Origin of the sequence: Pandoraea commovens, assembly GCF_024704525.1 — a bacterium.
Classification (GTDB): Bacteria; Pseudomonadota; Gammaproteobacteria; order Burkholderiales; family Burkholderiaceae; genus Pandoraea; species Pandoraea commovens.
In genome coordinates, this window is record NZ_CP102780.1 from 4,375,227 (window position 1) to 4,393,564 (window position 18,338).

18 protein-coding genes are annotated in these 18,338 nt (G+C 64.1%); 8 read left to right on the forward strand and 10 right to left on the reverse strand.

The features are described 5' to 3' along the window. Positions 1 to 6 precede the first annotated feature (6 nt). Positions 7 to 1,248: an efflux RND transporter periplasmic adaptor subunit gene (locus NTU39_RS19680; RefSeq protein WP_150665956.1), complete on the reverse strand. Its 1,242-nt coding sequence runs from the start codon at positions 1,246 to 1,248 to the stop codon at positions 7 to 9. A gap of 489 nt (positions 1,249 to 1,737) precedes the next feature. Here NTU39_RS19680 and NTU39_RS19685 point away from each other — a divergent pair, with 489 nt between their 5' ends. The 4 genes from NTU39_RS19685 to modC all read left to right on the forward strand — a co-directional run bounded on the left by NTU39_RS19685 (position 1,738) and on the right by modC (position 5,370). Then, positions 1,738 to 2,394, forward strand: a complete 657-nt coding sequence (locus tag NTU39_RS19685; protein ID WP_150665955.1) for a TetR family transcriptional regulator — start codon at positions 1,738 to 1,740, stop codon at positions 2,392 to 2,394. 353 nt (positions 2,395 to 2,747) lie between these two features. Further along, the gene (gene modA, locus NTU39_RS19690) at positions 2,748 to 3,569 is read left to right on the forward strand and encodes a molybdate ABC transporter substrate-binding protein (RefSeq protein WP_246184706.1); all 822 of its coding nucleotides are present in this window, start codon (positions 2,748 to 2,750) and stop codon (positions 3,567 to 3,569) included. Between the two features lie 6 nt (positions 3,570 to 3,575). After that, complete coding sequence (gene modB / locus NTU39_RS19695; protein WP_039396645.1) at positions 3,576 to 4,274, forward strand: molybdate ABC transporter permease subunit; 699 nt, start codon at positions 3,576 to 3,578, stop codon at positions 4,272 to 4,274. Further along, positions 4,264 to 5,370 carry a molybdenum ABC transporter ATP-binding protein gene (modC, locus tag NTU39_RS19700; RefSeq protein WP_257958357.1) on the forward strand — a complete coding sequence of 369 codons (1,107 nt, stop codon included), beginning with the start codon at positions 4,264 to 4,266 and terminating at the stop codon, positions 5,368 to 5,370. The genes modB and modC overlap by 11 nt, the downstream gene beginning before the upstream one ends. Before the next feature lie 99 nt (positions 5,371 to 5,469). Here the strand turns inward: modC and NTU39_RS19705 are convergent, their stop codons facing one another. From NTU39_RS19705 to NTU39_RS19725, 5 genes are all read right to left on the reverse strand, one after another. Next, the gene (locus NTU39_RS19705; protein WP_257958358.1) at positions 5,470 to 5,754 is read right to left on the reverse strand and encodes a pentapeptide MXKDX repeat protein; all 285 of its coding nucleotides are present in this window, start codon (positions 5,752 to 5,754) and stop codon (positions 5,470 to 5,472) included. 108 nt (positions 5,755 to 5,862) lie between these two features. Then, positions 5,863 to 6,681, reverse strand: coding sequence for a molybdopterin-dependent oxidoreductase (locus NTU39_RS19710; RefSeq protein ID WP_257958359.1), 819 nt, complete (start codon positions 6,679 to 6,681; stop codon positions 5,863 to 5,865). 48 nt (positions 6,682 to 6,729) lie between these two features. Next, positions 6,730 to 7,356 carry a cytochrome b/b6 domain-containing protein gene (locus NTU39_RS19715; protein ID WP_150666120.1) on the reverse strand — a complete coding sequence of 209 codons (627 nt, stop codon included), beginning with the start codon at positions 7,354 to 7,356 and terminating at the stop codon, positions 6,730 to 6,732. A gap of 163 nt (positions 7,357 to 7,519) precedes the next feature. Further along, positions 7,520 to 8,038 (reverse strand): winged helix-turn-helix domain-containing protein, encoded by a 519-nt coding sequence (locus NTU39_RS19720; protein WP_308340598.1) that lies wholly within the window; start codon positions 8,036 to 8,038, stop codon positions 7,520 to 7,522. Next, positions 8,028 to 8,645, reverse strand: a complete 618-nt coding sequence (locus NTU39_RS19725; RefSeq protein WP_257958360.1) for an SRPBCC family protein — start codon at positions 8,643 to 8,645, stop codon at positions 8,028 to 8,030. Before NTU39_RS19725 ends, NTU39_RS19720 begins: the two co-directional genes overlap by 11 nt. Positions 8,646 to 9,013: 368 nt before the next feature. Here NTU39_RS19725 and NTU39_RS19730 point away from each other — a divergent pair, with 368 nt between their 5' ends. Further along, positions 9,014 to 10,048 (forward strand): XdhC family protein, encoded by a 1,035-nt coding sequence (locus NTU39_RS19730; protein ID WP_150665950.1) that lies wholly within the window; start codon positions 9,014 to 9,016, stop codon positions 10,046 to 10,048. A 178-nt stretch (positions 10,049 to 10,226) separates the two neighbouring features. Here the strand turns inward: NTU39_RS19730 and NTU39_RS19735 are convergent, their stop codons facing one another. Together NTU39_RS19735 and NTU39_RS19740 are read right to left on the reverse strand one after the other, a co-directional pair. Next, positions 10,227 to 10,676 (reverse strand): carboxypeptidase-like regulatory domain-containing protein, encoded by a 450-nt coding sequence (locus NTU39_RS19735; RefSeq protein ID WP_150662261.1) that lies wholly within the window; start codon positions 10,674 to 10,676, stop codon positions 10,227 to 10,229. A gap of 129 nt (positions 10,677 to 10,805) precedes the next feature. After that, the gene (locus NTU39_RS19740) at positions 10,806 to 12,347 is read right to left on the reverse strand and encodes a DegQ family serine endoprotease (protein WP_150665949.1); all 1,542 of its coding nucleotides are present in this window, start codon (positions 12,345 to 12,347) and stop codon (positions 10,806 to 10,808) included. A 321-nt stretch (positions 12,348 to 12,668) separates the two neighbouring features. Here NTU39_RS19740 and NTU39_RS19745 point away from each other — a divergent pair, with 321 nt between their 5' ends. Next, on the forward strand, positions 12,669 to 13,112 hold the full coding sequence (locus NTU39_RS19745; RefSeq protein WP_257958361.1) for a hypothetical protein: 444 nt from the start codon (positions 12,669 to 12,671) through the stop codon (positions 13,110 to 13,112). 87 nt (positions 13,113 to 13,199) lie between these two features. Here NTU39_RS19745 and NTU39_RS19750 read toward each other — a convergent pair whose 3' ends face one another. Beyond that, positions 13,200 to 14,609 (reverse strand): ATP-binding protein, encoded by a 1,410-nt coding sequence (locus NTU39_RS19750; protein ID WP_150665947.1) that lies wholly within the window; start codon positions 14,607 to 14,609, stop codon positions 13,200 to 13,202. Next, entirely contained in the window at positions 14,609 to 15,313 is a 705-nt protein-coding gene (locus NTU39_RS19755; RefSeq protein ID WP_257958362.1) for a response regulator, read from the reverse strand. The genes NTU39_RS19750 and NTU39_RS19755 overlap by 1 nt, the downstream gene beginning before the upstream one ends. A 361-nt stretch (positions 15,314 to 15,674) precedes the next feature. Here NTU39_RS19755 and dacB point away from each other — a divergent pair, with 361 nt between their 5' ends. Continuing rightward, the gene (gene dacB / locus NTU39_RS19760) at positions 15,675 to 17,195 is read left to right on the forward strand and encodes a D-alanyl-D-alanine carboxypeptidase/D-alanyl-D-alanine endopeptidase (protein ID WP_150665945.1); all 1,521 of its coding nucleotides are present in this window, start codon (positions 15,675 to 15,677) and stop codon (positions 17,193 to 17,195) included. 262 nt (positions 17,196 to 17,457) lie between these two features. Further along, positions 17,458 to 18,324 carry a sterol desaturase family protein gene (locus NTU39_RS19765; RefSeq protein ID WP_150665944.1) on the forward strand — a complete coding sequence of 289 codons (867 nt, stop codon included), beginning with the start codon at positions 17,458 to 17,460 and terminating at the stop codon, positions 18,322 to 18,324. Positions 18,325 to 18,338: the final 14 nt, after the last annotated feature.

Here is an 18,338-nt window from a genome sequence, read left to right on the forward strand (position 1 = left end):
TCCGCGTTATTGGGCTTTGGCGCTCGAGGCGGCGTCGGCCTGCGAGGCACCCGAAGCGCTGGCAGCGGCCGGTGCGCTCGCACCTGCCGGCTGTTGCGCCTGAGCACCCGGCAACTGTGCCGGCACGGCCTTCGCAGGCGAACCGGGGCGCGCCTTCTGAAGACCCGACACGATCACCTGATCGCCTGCGGCAAGACCCGAGCTCACCAGCCACTTGTCGCCGATCGCACGGTCGGTCACGAGCTGACGCAGTTCGATCTTGCCTTCCTTGTTCACGATGAGTGCCGTCGGCTGACCCTTCTGGTCGCGCGTCACGCCTTGTTGCGGCACCAGCAGACCGCCGTCCTTCACGCCTTCCTGGAGCTTGGCGTGTACGAACATGCCGGGCAGCAACTCGCGGTTCGGGTTCGGGAAGATGGCACGCACGGTCACCGAGCCGGTCGTCTGGTCGACGGTGATGTCCGAGAACTGGAGCTTGCCTTCGAGCGGGTACTTCGTGCCGTCTTCCAGCGTCAGTTCGACCTTGGCAGCGTTCTTGCCGGCGCTTTGCAGCTTGCCGTCGGCCAGCGCGCGACGCAGACGCAGGCCGTCGGCGGCCGATTGCGTCACGTCCACGTACATCGGATCGATCTGCTGCACGGTCGTCATGAGCGTAGCGGCGCCGGACTGCACGTAAGCGCCTTCGGTCACTTGCGACAGACCGGTGCGGCCCGAGATCGGAGCCGGCACGTCGGTGTAGCCGAGGTTGATCTTCGCCGTATCGACGGCAGCCTTACCGGCTTGCACATCGGCGTCGGCTTGCAGTGCAGCGGCGACCGCATTGTCGTAGTCCTGCTTCGACACGGCTTCGACGGCGACCAGTTGCTTGTAGCGATCGGCCAACAGCTTGGTCGACGCCTGATTCGCCACAGCCTTTGCGAGCGTTGCCTTGGCATTCTCGTAAGCGGCCTGATACGTTGCCGGATCGATCTTGTACAGACGCTGGCCAGCCTTGACGTCACCGCCTTCGGTGAAATCGCGCTTGAGCACGATCCCGTCGACGCGCGCACGCACGTCGGCGACGCGGTAGGGCGCGGTACGGCCTGGCAGGTCGGTCGTCAGCGTGACGCTCTGGGGTTGCAGTGTCACGACGCCGACTTCCGGCACCATGGCCTGCGGCTGCTGCGGCTTCTTGCCGCACGCGGCCAGGGTCAATACCGCGAGTGCGACGGCAGTGACCATCCCCAGTGAACTTCTCTTGACGTGCATATACGCCCCCGATAAATGGAATGCGGTCAAACAAAATGACGAATAACGTTGCGACGATTGCGACGGCGAAGGCCGGTCCGCAATCCCGTCGCACAAAGGCGGGCGGCAAATACCAAAAGGCCCGGTTGAGCGGGCCATCGGAGACAGGCCCGCCGGATGGGACGGGCGGGCCAACAAGACGTCCCCGGGCGCGGCACAGGCCGCGCACGCTGGCACTCGTGTGAGATCGTCGAACAGGCTCCGGGACATCAGGCGACCTTGACGCACGCACCTAACCCCCAATCAGGCGGCGCGGCTTCATCAATTCGCTCTCTCCGGTCAGGGAGTTATCCCTTAGAGGAGGCAGCTTAAATGGTCCCTGTGCAATAGAGCAAGCGGCTGCTATTATAGATACATTCATGAATGTATGTAAATCACATTGCGTCGCACCATAGTGCGGCGCGGTTTACATGACATTTCACAAATTTCCGCTGCCCCTGTGACACGACGATGGCCCGCAGAACGAAAGAAGAAGCGATCGAGACCCGCAATCTGTTGCTAGACACCGCCGAGACGGTGTTCGCGCAGAAAGGCGTGTCGCGCACGTCGCTGGCCGACATCGCCGAAGCCGCCGGCCTCACGCGCGGCGCCATTTACTGGCACTTCAAGAACAAGATCGACCTCTTCAACGCCATGACGGATCGCATCCGTCTGCCGATGGAGCGCATGATCGACGAGGAATGTACCGAGCCGGAAGACGGCGACCCGATGCAGCGCATGCACGAGATTTGTAAGCTGGTGCTCAAGGAAACCGCCCGCAACGAGCGCCGCCGCCGCGTGCTGGACATTCTGTTCCACAAGTGTGAATACACGAACGAGATGCTCTCGGTGCTGGAGCGTCAGCGCGAAGCCTGCGCGGACGGCAAGCAGCGCATTACGCGTGACATGGAACGCGCCATCGAGCGCGGTCAGTTGCCTGCGGCGCTCGACACACGGCGGGCGGCGATCATGCTGCACGCACTGGTCGTCGGCATGATGTCGGACTGGCTCTTCCTGCCGGACTACGATCTTGGTGCCGAGTGCGACGCCGTCGTCGACGGCTTCTTCGACATGCTGCGCACCAGTCCGGCGATGTTGCGCCCGGGCGGGCAGACGGCAGCCGTCTGAGATGTGACTAAGGGGCCCGCTCGCGGCCCTTCGCGATTTACTACATATATTAATTAGCAGACGTCGCGCCCGATCCTCGCTTTCGCCATGTCCGGCGAACGTGCACATTGTCCCGAATTCTCCGTTTCGCGACGCGGCATTGCCGCGCCCTGCGCCATTCGAATGCCGTGATGAGGCATATCGCTGTACAGCGCCGCACCGTTATATATAATCCTACACAACGCGTTGCGCACCCCGCGCAGCCGAAGGTCCGGCCTCGCTGCCCGACCGTATCCATGAGCCGACTCAAGGCTGCGCGGCGAATTCCGCGCCCGCCGAGTCCGCCTTGCCACCACACGCTGGAGACCACTTTCGTGAAAGCTGTCGCAACCACTGTCACTGTTAGCCACACGTCCCAAGCCTCGAATACCCCCGGCACGATGCTGCGCCGCGCCCTCGGCGTTGCCGCCGTCGGCGCCAGCCTGTTGTTTGCTGGCCACGCCGCAGCCCAGCAAGTGTTCGCTGCCGCCAGCATGAAGGATGCCCTCGACGACCTGTCGGCCGCCTACACCAAGGAAACGGGCAAGAAGCCGGTGCTCGTGTACGGTGCAAGCTCGACGCTCGCCCGTCAGATCGAGAAAGGCGCGCCCGCCGACGTCTTCATCTCGGCCGACCAGGACTGGATGGACTACGCGCAAAAGCACGACCTGATCGACACGAAGACCCGCACCAACCTGCTCGGCAACGAACTGGTGCTGATCGCGCCCGCCACGACCTCGGGTGACGTCGACCTCAAGTCGGGCACGGATCTCGACGCGAAGCTGGGCAACGGCAAGCTTGCAATGGGGGACCCCGCTCACGTACCGGCTGGCCTCTATGGCAAGGCTGCGCTCGAGAAACTCGGCATCTGGTCGAAGGTGCAGGGCAAGGTGGCCGCCGCCGACAACGTGCGCAACGCGCTGCTGCTGGTCGCCCGTGGCGAAGCGCCGTACGGCATCGTCTACAAGACGGACGCCAACGCCGAGAAGCGCGTGCGCATCGCCGGGACGTTCCCGGCCGACAGCCATGCACCGATCGTCTACCCGGTGGCCGTGACGAAGCAGGCCAACCGCGCCGACGCCGATCCGTTCTTCAAATTCCTGCAAACGCCGACGGCTCAGGCCACGTTCCAGCGTTTCGGTTTCAGCCGTCCGTAATTCGACATGGGCCTCACCCCGGAAGAATGGGGCATCGTCGAACTTAGCCTGCGCGTAGGTTTGTGGGGCACGCTTTGCAGCCTGCCCTTCGCCTACGCGGCCGCCTGGCTGCTCGCCCGTCGGCACTTCCCCGGCAAGGCGCTGCTCGATGCCATCCTGCATTTACCGCTCGTACTGCCGCCGGTGGTCGTGGGCTTCGCGCTGCTCGTCCTGTTCGGTGCGCAAGGCGCCATCGGCAAGCTGCTGCGCGAGTGGTTCAACTTCACCTTCGCTTTTCGCTGGACGGGCGCAGCACTCGCGGCGGGTGTGATGGGCTTTCCGCTGCTCGTGCGCGCGATCCGGCAAGCGCTGGAATCGTCCGACACGAAGCTTGAGCAGGCCGCTCAGACGCTCGGTGCGGGCCCCTGGCTCACCTTTCTCACCGTGACGCTGCCGCTCACCGCGACTGGCGTGCTGCACGGCTTCGTGCTGGCCTTTGCGCGTGCCCTGGGTGAGTTCGGCGCGACGATCACCTTCGTCTCGAACATTCCCGGACAGACGCAGACGCTGCCGCTGGCGATATACACGGCCACGCAAGTCCCCGATGGCGACGCGATGGTCTGGCGCATGTGCGCGATTTCGGTCGTACTGGCCGTCGCCACGCTCATCTTCTCCGAAGTGCTGATTCGCTTCGGCAACCGCAAGGCGATGGGTCATGACGGTTGAAGTTCGTCTCCAACACCGCTTCGGCAGCTTCGTACTCGACGCCGAGTTCGCCGCAGGCATGGGCGTAACAGCCCTGTTCGGCCCGTCCGGCAGTGGCAAGAGCACGGTGGTCAACGCCGTCTCCGGTCTGCTCAAACCCGACGCCGGACGCATCGTCGTGGGCGCTGACGTGCTCTTCGACAGCGCCGCCGGTATCGCACTGCCGACCTGGCGTCGTCGCATCGGCTACGTGTTCCAGGATGCACGCTTGATGCCGCACTTCACCGTACGCCAGAACCTGCTCTTCGGACGCTGGTTGCGACGTCGCGATGTCGCTGCGGCAGGTAGCGGTGCAATCGCCCTCGAACATGTCGTTGATGTGCTGAACCTCGGTCACTTGCTCGACCGTCGTCCGGGCGCGCTCTCGGGCGGCGAAAAGCAGCGTGTGGGCATCGGCCGGGCGCTGCTGTCGTGCCCGCGCATGCTCCTCATGGACGAGCCGCTGGCCTCGCTCGACCATGCAAGGCGTCTGGAGGTCCTCGACTACCTGAACCGCATTCGTCACGAACTGAAGCTACCCGTGCTGTACGTCACGCACTCGCTCGACGAAGTCATGCGACTGGCCGATCAGGTGGTGCTGTTCAAGGAAGGACGCACGATCTCGCAGGGCGCACCGGCCGATGTCCTCAATCTGCATCGCGACGCTCTCGACGGCATCGCCGAATCACCGGGCATTGTGCTGGAGACGCGCATCGTCGCGCACGACGCGCAATACGGTCTGACGGAGCTCGCCGTGAACGGCAGCGACACGATCCGGTTGCGTGTACCCCGCGCGGGTGGCGAAGCGGGAGACGGCTGCCGCATTCTCGTACGCGAACGCGATGTGGCCGTCGCGACGTCCGTCCCTGTCGACACAAGCGTACTTAACGTGCTTCGCGCACGCGTCTCAACGCTTCGCGACCTTGGCGACTCGGTCGAGGTCGGCGCCACACTCTCCGGCGACGCCGCAAATACCGTGCTTCGCGCGCGCATCACACGCTTCTCTGCGGATCAACTGCAACTCGCGCCGGGACGTGAGGTGTACCTGCTCATCAAATCGGTGGCGCTGACACGCTAACGTGGCGCTGGCGGCGCGTTTGCGCCTTTCGATAAAGGACAAGGCGTCGCAACGGAACCCGCTGCGACGCCTTGTCACTATTTTCGCTATGGGAAGCGATTACTTGCTCATCGCGTCGCCCTTGCCCATCGCATCGCCCTTCTTCATGGCGTCGCCCTTGCCCATCGCGTCGCTCTTGCCCATGGCGTCGCCCTTCTTCATCGCGTCGTGCTTGCCCATCGCGTCGCCCTTCTTCATGGCATCGCCCTTGCTCATGGCGTCGTGCTTGGCCATGGCATCGCCTTTGCCCATCGCATCGCCCTTGCCCATGGCGTCCTGTGCAAATGCGGCACCCGTGCCAAGTGCCAGACCCATTGCCATCACTGCCAGATATCGTGTCTTCATTGCGTTTGCTCCAAGAATGAGAAATTTCCAGTGAGACGTTTCCTGTCCGTCCCGTAAGTCGTGCAGCGGTACGCAGCCGGGAAGCGAATCGAGCCCCCGGCCATCGCATCAACTGCCGCCGAACCAGTTGTATCCCTGGTCCTCCCAATACCCGCCCGAGTACGTGTTCGTCACGTAGATCGCGCGGATATGCTTGGGATTCTTGTAGCCGAGCTTGGTCGGGATGCGTAGCTTCATGGGGAAGCCGTACTCCCGGGGCAGCGTCTGGCCGTCGTAGGTGAGCGCCAGCAGCGTCTGCGGATGCAGCGCCGTCGGCATGTCGATGCTCGTGTAGTAATCGTCTGCACACTTGAAGCCGACGTACTTCGCCGAGGTGTCCGCGCCGATGCGACGCAGGAAGTCTGCGAACGTCACGCCGCCCCAGCGTCCGATGGCGCTCCACCCTTCCACGCACACGTGACGCGTAATCTGTTCGGCAGCGCGCGGGGCAGCGAAGTCACGCAGGGCGTCGAGCCGCCACGGCGCTTTGTCGGCGATCAGGCCGGACAACTCCAGCCGGTACTCGGCTTCGTCCACCACGGGCGCTTCGTCCATCGAGTAGAACGCGTTGAACGGAAACGGACGCGTGATGGCCGAGGCCGGGAACGTCGGGGCCAGCACGCTCTTTCGGAACAGCGCGGCCTGCACGCGATCGTTCCAGCGTGAGATCCTGGTCAGCGCCGACTCCACACTGGCGTTGTCGTCGAGCGAACAGCCGGACAGCAACGCCACGCCGCCGAGCGACAACGTCCGTGTGAGAAACGCGCGGCGCGACGGCTCGGACACGCGACGTGTCATCAGCGCACGGGCTTCGTGAAGAATCGCCTCGCCGTCGCGCACGACCGGGGCGTCGGACGTCAGGATCGAGGACTTGCGTTCGGGCGTCATGGCGAGGCTTCCTTGGTGTCGGCGTGCGCTGAATGGGGACAGCCCCGTTCAGCGTCCGGTAATCATGGTGCGCAGCGTGCGGGGCACCAACGCCACCATCGCCACGTGGACGACGACGAAGCCCACGAGGCCAGCCATCGCAATGAAGTGAACGAGACGCGCGCCCTGAAAGCCGCCGAACAGCGTGCACAGCCAACCGAGTTGCACGGGCTTCCAGACGGCAAGTCCCGATGCGACGAGCAACACCAGATCCAGCACCGCGAACAAATAAGCGGCGCGTTGCACCTGGTTGTAGTGACGGGGATCCTCGTGCGTCAGACGACCGCGCAGTGCCGCGAAGAGATCGCGCAGCACACCACGCGGCGTCAGCGGGAAGAAGCGACGCGAGAAGCGGCCGCTTGCAGCGTTCGTCGTCAGATAAATCAGACCGTTGGCGACCAGCAACCACATGGCGGCGAAGTGCCACTGCAATGCGCCGCCGAGCCAGCCGCCGAGCGTGATCTCGTTCGGGAAACGGAAGGGGAAAATCGGCGACGCGTTGTAGATGCGCCAGCCGCTCATGACCATCACGACGACGGCCAGCACGTTGAGCCAGTGCGTCACGCGCAGCCACCACGGCTGAACCGTAGCGGGACGCACCGGAGGCTGTGCCACAGGGGGCACGGACTTCGTCATCGTGGTCATCGCGGTCTCCATCGCAGAAGTGTTATTCGATGGAGTCAGTGTCGCCGCGTGCCGGTGACGAAGTCCTCACGAAGAATTAACTTTTTCGTGATGAACGGCGCGAGTGGGAATACCGGGCGCTAAACGGTGTTGCGGTCTTGCCGCGCGCGGCAGTTCACTCGTCGTCCGGATCGACGGCCTGACCGTCTTTGAGATACGCGTCGAAGGTTGGTACGTGGGCGTCGAGCAGCGAGCGAATTTCCTTGATGAGGGTGTCGTAATGCGCGACGAGGTTCTGCGCGAATGGTGTCAACTGTGCGCCACCGCCCGATACACCGCCGATGTGACGTGTGACGAGCGGCTCGCGAAACTCGTGGTTCATCGCTTCGACGAGCAGCCACGCGCGACGGTACGACATGTTCATGCGACGCGCCGCCGCCGAGATCGACCCCGTTGCATCGATGGCGCGCAGCAGCGTGAGACGCCCCGGGCCGAACACCGGCGTTTCGCCGTCACGTATGCGCACGCGCACGTCGTACCCCGCCACACCCGGCGACACCGGTTCCTTGCCAGCCGCTTCGAGCGCTTCGGCTGTCGCCAGCAACTCGCGCGCGAGCGAGTCACGCTGCGCGTCTTCCTGCGGTGACAGTGAAGCGGGCGGCGCGGATTTGCCCGGACGGCGCTCAGCTGGCATGGTTGCCCCACATCACGATAAAGATCAGGATCAGCAACGCCACGACCCATGGCCACCAGCGCGAGAGCTTGCCCCGAGTCGCAGGCATGTCACGCATCGCGGCGTCGGTCGCCAGCGCGGCAGCCACTTCGCCGTCGGCGGCGATGGGATCGTTCAGCTTGTGGTGCGGCGCGATAGCGGCCGTCAGGCGTCGGAAGAATTCGTTGGCGAGCGCGGCGGCCGCGCCATCGACCTGTGGCGTATCGAGCTTGGCGTACTCGCCGCCGAACTGCGCTTTCAGGTCGTAAGTCAATAATGTGGTCATCGGTCCTTGCGGTTGCAGCGTGACGGTGGCCTGACCGCGTGTGTGGCCAGCCGACGAACCGATCCCGTCGAAACGCAGTGTGTACGAGGTCGGCACGATCACATCGGTCAGCTTGATGCGCCCGGTCCAGCGTCCGCCCACGGGGCCAAGCGTCGCCGCGATCGCGATGGTCCACGTCGTGTCGTCCACGCGCTCGATCGACTCGCATCCGGGAATGCATCCCTGCAACACGCCCGGGTCGTTCAGCGCAATCCACGCGACATCGCGCGCGACGGGTAACTGCCGACTGTTCTGTAGTTCCATTGCCCCTCTCCTTAGCGTCTGCGCCCGATGGACGTCGGTCCTTCAGGTGGCATGGCAGCATCGCAACATGGCGACGTACGGATATTGCGGCATTGCGGCGTTGTCTCGAACATCAAACTATTGTGACACGAGTTACCGCTCGTCAGATCACGGCTGCGGCATTGCGTCCGAGGGGTGGCGATGCCGACCCGCCGCACGCCGGCCGCCGCCGGAACCCCGTCCGACCGGAGTATCGGCTGAAATACAGCGCGAGCCAAGGCGCGATATACTTCGCCGCATCACATCGAGCGGCGCAAAATCGGAGCCATCGCAGCCAATGTCCCCTGGCCAGCGGTCGGCCGCTCGCGTATTGGCGAAGGAAGAGTGCTATGGACAGTGTCGATCTGGAAGTGCTGAAGTCCGCCGTACAGTGGACCCGCGCAGGCTTTTTCGTCACGCTGGGCACCGTTGTGCGCACCTGGGGCTCCGCCCCGCGTCCCGTGGGCTCGATGCTTGCGATCCGTGAAGACGGTCATCTCGTCGGCTCCGTGTCCGGCGGCTGCGTCGAAGACGATCTCGTCGCGCGTATTCGCGACGGCGACTGGCCACAGGACCGTCCCCAAATCACCAGCTATGGCGTGACCGCAGAAGAAGCGCATCGCTTCGGGCTCCCCTGCGGCGGCACGCTGCAACTGGTGCTCGAACCCGTGCGTGAGACGTCGCGCATTCCCGAACTGCTCGACAGCATCGGTAAATTCCGGCTGGTCGTGCGCGAACTGGACATGAAAACCGGCGCAGTCCGCATGGCGCCGGGACATCACACGCCGTCCGTCGAATTCGACGGCGAGCGTCTGATCACGTCGCATGGGCCGCGCCATCGTCTGGTGGTGATCGGTGCGGGACAGCTCTCGAAATATGTGGCGAGCATGGCGTGCGCGCTCGACTATCACGTGATCGTCTGCGACCCGCGCAGCGAGTATGCGGACGAATGGCAGGTCGAGGGCACCGAACTTTCGCGCGAGATGCCGGACGATCTCATCGTCCGTCTGCAACTCGATTCCCACAGCGCCGTGCTCACGCTCACGCACGATCCGAAGCTCGACGACATGGCACTGCTCGAAGCGCTCAAGTCGCCAGCGTTCTACATCGGTGCGATCGGGTCGCGTGTGAACAATGCACGGCGTCGCGAGCGGCTCTCGCTGTTCGATCTGAGCACGACGGAAATCGAGCGGCTGCATGGCCCCGTCGGCATGCACCTCGGCGCGCGCACGCCCGCCGAAATCGCCGTGGCGATTCTTGCCGAGATGACCGCGATCAAAAACGGCATCGCCGTCACGCAGACGTTTGCCGTGCGTGCCGACGATGCATCCGACGCGTCAGACGACGACGCCCCCTCTGCAGCGGCGTGCCGCAGCGCCGCCTGAGAGCTCCGCCCGTCGCCCCCCACCTTTTCCGAATCTGCAAAAAAAAGCGCCGCCATGAAGAACATGGCGGCGCAACTCGCTCACTCGTTGCAGAGTGGTACTGCCTGGTACTGCCTGGGTAACTTCAACTTACGCGTCAAACATCCGTGGCACTACATTCGCCCGACTGATCGGCACGTCATTCGTGCGGCCACAGAAACGATGCAACGGCATGACCCTTGGCGGAAACCTTCACATCCTTCGTCATGGGCTTGCCCTCGTACGTCACCTTCACGGTGTAGTCGCCGTCGGGCAACTTCACCAGCATGTAAGGCCCTTTCGAGCGCGTATCGAGCACTGTCGTGCCGCCATGCATGATCTGCACCTGTGCGTCGGCAATGTATTCGTTCGCGCCATTGCCGCGTGCGGCCATCATGATGGACAGCGGCCAGCGCGACGCTTCACGCTTGAACGTGCCCGATTCGTCGCTGTCGATGCCGCCGGACACGTATGTCACGTTGCCCTGCTGCATCGTCGGCGGCAATGTGCCGCCTTGTGCGTGGGCGACGGAAATGCCGCCCAGACTGCCCGTCAGTGCTGCGGCGGTGGCGGCGGCCACCGACCAGCGTTGCCATTGTTGTTGCCACATGTTCAACCTCCCCTTGCATGACTTAAGCGATGCGGTTCGTACCGACAGCGCAGCCGTCGGTATCCGGGTAGTGCGTGGCACCCCTTGGCGTCGTTCTCGGGGCCTGTGTTGCCCTTGTTGCCCTATGGCTTAGCCGAGATCGACCGGGATGAAAATCTGTTGCCCGTCGCGCTGCACGAGCAACGCGACATTATTACCTGCCTTCTTGAGCTTCTCGCTCAGTTGCGCGGCGCTCGTCACCGGCGTGCCGTTGAGCGACAGAATGATGTCGCCCGCCTCCACCCCGGCCTGCTCCGCCGGACCACCCGCGCGGGCGACCAGCAGACCGTTCGTCACCTGCGCCGCCTTCTTCTCCTGCGGCGACAGTTCACGAACCGCCAGACCCAGACGACCGTGCGTTGCCGAATCGTCGGTGCTCGCCACGTCCTTCTTGTCGTTGAGCGCGGCAATCTTCACCGACACATCCTGCTTTGCGCCGTTACGCCACACGGTGAGCGTGGCCGTCTGGCCCGGACGCATATCTGCAATCTTCTCCGGCAACTGCACCGAATCTTCGATGGTCGCGCCGTTGACGGCCAGAATCACGTCGCCCGGCTTCAGATCCGACTTCGCCGCCGGGCCGCTCTTGTCGATGGACGACACCAACGCCCCGGTAGGCTTGGGCAGACCGAACGACTTCGCCAGCGACTGGTTCACTTCCTGAATCGCCACACCGATGCGACCGCGACTCACCTTGCCGTACTGCTGAAGCTGCGTCTTGACCTTCATCGCCATGTCGATCGGAATCGCAAACGACAAGCCCTGGAATCCGCCAGTACGCGAGTAGATCATCGAGTTAATGCCGATGACCTCACCGTTCAGGTTGAACAGCGGTCCGCCCGAGTTGCCCGGGTTGACCGGCACATCCGTCTGGATGAACGGTGTGTAGTTCTCGTCGGGCAACGCACGCGCTTTCGCTGAAACGATACCCGCCGTCACAGTGTTGTCGAAGCCGTACGGCGAACCGATGGCGACCACCCACTCACCCGCCTTCGACTTCGACGGATCGCCGATCTTCACCGTCGGCAAATCCGTGGCGGCAATCTTCAGCAACGCAACGTCGCTCGCCTTGTCGCTGCCCACGACCTTCGCTTTGTACTCGCGCTTGTCGGTGAGCTTCACCGTCACCTGACTCGCGTCGTCGACGACGTGGGCGTTGGTGAGGATGTAGCCGTCCGGGCTCACGATGAAGCCCGAGCCGAGGCTACGCGTCGGCCCGCTGCTGCTGTCGTCGCCACCGCTGTCGCCTCCGTCGTTACCCGGTGCGCCGTAGAAGTGGCGGAAGAACTGGAACAGCGGATCGTTCGGATCCATGCCCGGCGGGAGCTGATTCGCAGCCGAGCCGCGTTGCGCCGAAGGTTTCCCATCGTGCGTCACACTAATGTTGACTACGGCCGGTCCGTATTGTTCCGCCAGTTGCGAGAAGTCCGGCACCAGCATGCGGGGCGCGGTGTTCGGGGTATTTTGCGCAGCGACCGGCGTCGCGGCCGGGGAACTTGCAGCGCTCGCGTCGCTGACCATTTCCGAGGTCAGAGGCGTCTGCCAGTGCTGACGACCGGCCACATAGCCGCCCGTCAGGGCGACGAGCACGGCACCGGCAACCAACGTACGAGTGAGCTTCGAAGTCTGCATGAGTCTCTCCTTACCGACGACCACGTTTGAACATGACTGTCATCGTAGAGAGGCTCCCTTAAGAGAACCTTAAGACGAAACTTGAAGAAACATTCGGGGCACTTTAAGACGGCAACGCAGCCATTCGACGCAAAAGGCGTCGACGCCGCGATGTCATTCATCGAAGACGATTCGGAGCGCCAGCGATTGCTATGCGTCACGGTTGCTGGCGTTTGAAGGCGCACCTCGCGTCGTTCGACTTGCATACGTCGCGTGCCGCTGTCTACGGTGGCTGGGTGGTGCAATTTCGCGCCGCGCCTTTTCATCGACAGGAGAATCACGATGCGCAAGATCGATATGTTGGGCACCTCCGCAGCGTCCACGCCCGCCCAGCCCTCCCAGCCCCGTCACCGCGTACGCCATGCGCGTCGTGCGTCAGGCTGGATCGGCGCAGCCGGTACGTTTTTCTGTCTGACGCTGGCGATGTCTGCGCAGGCCGCCTCGGGTAATGGCGTGGGCACGCAGGGCCCGGCGGACTCGACGCCAGCGCAAGGGGCGATGTCCGGGCAGATGCAAAGCCAGAACGGCGAATGCTCGAAGGATTCGCCGACCGATCAGGCCATCGTCGGCAAGTCGCTTACGGAAGCGAAGTCGATGTTGCAAGGGTGTCCGTGGCGCATCGGCATGCAGGACGGCCGTGCCATGCCGACGACGCGCGATCACCGGCCGGATCGCCGCACGCTCACGATTGAAAACGACAAGGTCACGGGCGTGACGCGCGGATGAGCGGCGCAGTCCGTCGTCAACGCGGTGTCGGCACGAGCGCTGGCACCGCAAGACGCGATGCCCACGATACCCGCGCTACTCGTGAGTTCACAGCGCAGGCGGCACCGAGGTCGCGCCGCCGAAGCTCACGCGCACGCGCAATCCGTGACCGTTGCGAGCGTCCAGCAACTCCACCTGTGCGCCATGCGCCTGCGCGATGTTTCGCACGATGGCGAGACCCAGACCACTGCCCTGCGCACGCGGCGCGTCCGGCTCGCTTGCCGCGTCCGCCGGGTACTGGCCCGACGCATCGGACGGCACCGTGCCATCCGCCGCCGCCGCGCCGCCACGGAAGAATCGATCGAACACGCGCTCGCGCTCGGCCGGTGCAATGCCCGGGCCGGTGTCTTCGATCTCGACCACCGGAGAGGGCGTTGCCGAGATCAGACGCACATCCACGTGCCCGCCGCGCGGTGTGTATTTCAGCGCGTTGTCGACGAGGTTGCCGAAGAGCGTTTGCAGTGCGTTCGTGTCGCCGCGCACGCGACTGATCTGCGCCAGCGCGTCGGGGGCGTCCAGCCCCAGATCGATGCCGCGTGCGATGGCCAACGCCGCATGGTGCGCCACGACGTCCTGCAACAGCGGAGCCAACGGCAAGTCGGTGAACGCCGTTGCCGCACGCGCGGCATCCGGTTCCTGGCGCGCCAGCGTCAACAACTGCGCGACCATGTGTGATGCACGACGCACGCCCTCACGCAAATCGCGCATGGCTTCGGCACGCTCTGCATCGGTGTGCGCGCGTTCGAGCAACTGCACCTGAAGCTGCAAAGCGGCGAGCGGCGTACGCAACTCATGTGCGGCGTCTGCAACGAAGGCCTTTTGTTGGACCAGTGCGTCGTCGAGCCTGCCGAGCAAGCTGTTAAGCGCACGCACCAGCGGACGCACTTCGTCCGGCAAACCGGCTTCGGGGAACGCCTCCAATGCGCCCGGCGCACGCGCATCGAGCGCCTTCGTCACACGACGCAGCGGTCTCAACCCGCGTCCCACGACAATCCACACGAGCAAGCCGAGCAACGGCATCGCCACGACCAGCGGCAGCAGCGTGCGCAACGCCATCGACACGGCGAGTGAGTCGCGGATCACCATCGGCTGCGCCAGTTGCACGACGTTATCGCCCACGCGCGCCGCGTAGACGCGCCAGTCGCCGACGGGGGTCTGCACGGTGGTGAAGCCGAGTTCGGCACGCGGCGGCAGTGGGGTGCGCGGGTGCGAGTAGTACAACTCCACGCCGTTCTGGCTCCATATCTGGATGACGAGACCTTCCGTGTCGTTGTGCTCGCCCGGCACGCTGGAGAACGATTCGGCAGGCAGCGACAACGCCATCTGCTGTAACTGGAAGTCGAACAACTCGTTGGCTTCCGTGCGGGCCTGACGGAAGATGGCGATGCCTGCGAGCACCAGCGCAATCGCCAGCGTAATGAGCAAGCCGAAGAGCAGACGGCGACGAATCGAGCGCATCAGTTCGCCTCCGGCGCCGACATGCCACCGTTCGGGAACTCGTTCGTCTGCGCGGGCATCATATAGCCGACACCACGCACCGTGCGGATGGCATCCGCGCCGAGCTTCTTGCGCAACCCGTGAATGTGGACTTCGACGGCGTTGCTCGCGACTTCCTCACCCCAGCCGTAAATGCGCTCTTCGAGCTGCGACTTGGATAACACCGCGCCGGGGCGATTGAGCAACGCTTCGAGCACGGCATATTCGCGCGCCGAGAGCATGACGGGCGTGCCGTCGCAGGTGATCTGACGCGTTGCCGGGTCGAGCACAATGCCGCCATGACGCAGCAACGGCTCGCTGCGCCCGGCCTGACGGCGCACCAGTGCGCGCAGCCGCGCCGCGAGTTCGTCGAGATCGAAGGGTTTGACGAGGTAGTCGTCGGCACCGGCGTCCAGCCCCTTGACGCGGTCCGCCACGGCATCGCGCGCGGTGGCAATGAGCACCGGTAGCGTCTGGCCACGACCGCGCAGCGTGCGCAGCACGTCGATACCGTCGCGACGCGGCAGACCGAGATCGAGCAGCAGCGCGTCGTACGACTCCACGGCGAGCGCGTCGAGCGCGCGCTGCCCATCGCCGACATGGTCGACGGTCCAGCCGTCCTGGCGCAGACCTTTCATGACGGCCGTGGCGATCATCGTATCGTCTTCCACCAACAAAATTCGCATGGTTTGGCACCGGTTGAGGCTTTGCCCGGGGTGTCCGACATCGGTCGCAAGCATTGGGCGTCCATCGATTTGCACGACGCAAAGCGCGTCGCGAGGGATCGCTCAATGTTGCCTTCGAGTGACACTCACCGGAATTCGACTCATTGTAGCGACAGTTCGTTGCACGTCGGACTTACAATGGCACGCATCGCACTGCGCTGTGGGGTTTCGCAGCGCGCAACACTGGAGAACTCCGCCCGTCATGCGTTTGCTACGCCTGCCCCGCCGCCCTTTGCATTGCCTTCGTCACGCGTCCGACGCACCGCATCGCCTCAGCTCCCTCCCGCACTCGTCACTTCCGTCCCGCTCCGCCATTTCCCCAATGCCTAACGTAGCGCGCGCCTGTGGCGCGGTGCTGGCCATTGCCATGCTGGCAAGCGTGCCCGTGCACGCAAAATCCGAAAAGCAGGCGAAGCGCAAAATGCCGAGGGTGCCGGTGACGGCACCGCATGCCACACCGTTGCCGCAACCGCTGGCCCGCGCGCTGGCGGCGAGCAAGGTGCCCGCGTCGCACGTGAGCGTGATCGTCGCGAAAGTGGACAACCCGCTGCAAACGCGTGGCGCGGTGCCTGCACCGCTGCTCGCCGTGAATCCGAACGTGCCGCGCAATCCCGCGTCGACGATGAAGCTCGTCACGACGATTGCTGCGCTCGACACACTCGGCCCCGACTATCGCTGGCGTACGCAGGCGTACACCGACGGTGCATCCGACGGTCGTACACTCAACGGCAATCTCTACTTCAAGGGCACGGGCGATCCGAAGCTGGTGCCGGAAGAGATGGAGAAATTCGTCACCGAACTGCGCAATGCGGGCGTGACGAACATCAACGGTGACATCGTGCTCGACCGTTCGGCCTATAGCGCGGACATCGGCGCGCAAGGGCCCATCGACGGCGACACCGACCGTCCCTACAACGTCGCGCCGGATCCGCTGCTGTACTCGTTCAAGGCGATGTCTTTCAGCTTCACCGGCAATCCGAACGGCACCGTGGACGTCGGCGTGCTGCCTCCGCTCGCGAACCTGCAGGTGGCGAACGAAATGTCGTCGACGCCCGCAGGCAATTGCGGCGACTGGCTCACGCGGATTCATCCCACACTGAGCACGACACCCGACGGCGCCTATGTGGCGCACTTCTCGGGCACGTATCCTGCGTCGTGCGAGGACAAGGGATGGAACATCGCCGCACCCGATCGCGACCGCTTCTTCCTGGGTGGCTTCCGTGCGCTGTGGCAGGCATCGGGCGGCCAGTTCACCGGCAACGTACGTACGGGTGTTGTCCCGCCGGGTGCACGTCTGCTCGTCACGCACCGCGGTCAGACGCTGGCCGAAGTCGTGCACGACATGAACAAGTTCAGCAACAACGTGATGGCACGTCAGTTGTTCCTCACGCTGGGGTTCGCCGCCGACGGCAAAACGCCCGCCAGCATCGCCCGTTCGCGTGAAGTGCTCACCCGCTGGCTCGAGAAGAACGATATCGCCACGCCGGGCCTCGTCGTGGAGAACGGCTCCGGTCTGTCACGTGTGGAGCGCATCAGCGCTTCGGAACTGGCGCGGCTGCTGCAACACGGCATCAATAGCCCGACCGGGCAGGTGCTCATCGAATCGATGCCGACGGTCGGCGTCGACGGCACCATGCGCAATCGTCTGACCAATCGAGACGTGGCAGGCAACGCGCACATCAAGACGGGCACGCTCGACGATGTGGGTGCGGTAGCTGGCTACGTTGCGACGCGCTCGGGCAGCACTTACGTCGTGGTGTCGCTGATCAACGATCCGAAGGCCAGCAACGCGCGTCCGTTCAACGACGCGCTGATTTCGTGGGTGTACGAAAATGCCCCATGAGTGCCCCATGAGCGCCCCTTGAGTGGAGCTGGCGTCGGGCTTGCATCACGCTTACGTTGTGCTTTCGACGTGCATCGACGCAGAAGCGAGGCCCGGCGCGGCACTTGACGTTTCCCTCTAACGGCAGCGCCAGCGAGGGTGATTCGCGTCAGAATAGACGTTCCATCGGTGTCACCTGCACCGGCCGTGTCACGTAAATTGGCACGTCAAGAGATGCAGGGACACCGGTTCAGATGACCCAATCGTGAGGAGACGCGAGGTCATGAACGTCGAGTTGATTCTGCTGGCGCTCGCGCCCGTCTTCGTGCTGTGCATCGGCATCGAGGCGTGGTACTGGCGACGCCGCCGTCCCGGCATGTACAGCCTGAAGGACACCATCAGCAACGCGACGCTCGCGCTCATGCATCAGGGCGCGGACAAGCTCGCATGGCTGCTCATCGTGCCGTTCTACGCGTGGCTCTACGACCATCACCGTATCTACACGATGCCCGCCGGATGGGTCGGCTTCGTGCTGCTCTTCATCGTTCAGGATTTTCTCTACTACGTGTTTCACCGCGCCAGCCACCGCGTTCGCTGGTTGTGGGCGGCGCACGTCGTGCATCACTCGTCCGAGCGGCTGAATCTGTCGACGGCCTTCCGGCAGAGCCTGATGTACCCGGTGGCGGGCATGTGGTTGTTCTGGACGCCGATGGCGCTCATCGGCTTCACCCCGATCCAGATCGTCGGCGTGGTGCTGCTCAACCTCGCGTTCCAGTTCTTCGTGCACACGCAGGCAATTCCGAAGCTCGGCTGGCTGGAGTACGTGCTCAATACGCCGTCGATCCATCGTGCACATCACGCACGCAACCCGCGCTACATCGACCGGAATTACGCAGGCGTGCTGGTGATCTGGGACCGCATGTTCGGCTCATACGTCGAAGAAAGCGACGCCGAGCCGTGCGAATACGGCATCGTCGATCAGATCCACACCCATAACCCGATCACATTGACGTTCCACGAATGGCGCACGATGGCGCACGACGTCGCCACGATGCCGGGCTGGAGAAACAAGTGGATGGCGTTGTTCGGGCCGCCGGAATGGCGTCATGCACGTGAGACGACGCCGATGCCGGAGGGAAAGACGACCTAAGCCGGGAGAGGAGA